The following is a 566-nucleotide window of genomic DNA, read 5'->3' as shown; positions in this document are numbered from 1 at the left end:
TAAAACCATACTTTAGTCACAAAAATGAAGACGCGGTAGTGTCGCTTGTAATCGCCTCTAACTAATAATAGTCCTTAGTCTAATTGAGAATCCAGTCACACTATTTTCACAACCTTATGTAAATCCTTCCTTAGCCCCACGAGATAACTAACTAACAGTAAGCATTTCTTTATGAGAATGGTAGGATAAAGCCAAATCCAAACAGCATTGAGAAGATCATGACCCAATCCACACCAATTCGCATTGCAACTCGAAAAAGCCCACTTGCACTATGGCAAGCTCATTTTGTTAAAGACGCTCTTCAAGCCGCTCATCCTGGCTTGGAAGTCGAGTTGGTAACCATGGTGACCAAAGGTGACGTGATTTTGGATACACCGCTGGCTAAAGTTGGTGGCAAAGGCTTGTTCGTTAAAGAACTTGAAGTTGCCATGCTTGAAGGCCGTGCAGATCTAGCCGTGCACTCAATGAAAGACGTACCTGTCGACTTCCCAGAAGGCCTTGGCCTCGTGACCATTTGCGAGCGCGAAGACCCTCGCGACGCCTTCGTTTCTAATACCTATAACAGC

The 566-nt window shown here is 44.9% G+C and carries 1 protein-coding gene; it reads left to right on the top strand.

Annotated features, from left to right (window positions below):
- Positions 1 to 218: 218 nt before the first annotated feature.
- On the top strand, positions 219 to 566 hold a 348-nt coding region (locus R7Q48_RS29730; protein WP_411979314.1), incomplete at its 3' end, for a hydroxymethylbilane synthase.

This window comes from Vibrio sp. 378 (assembly GCF_033339435.1).
This window is presented reverse-complemented; position numbering and strand designations above follow the sequence as displayed.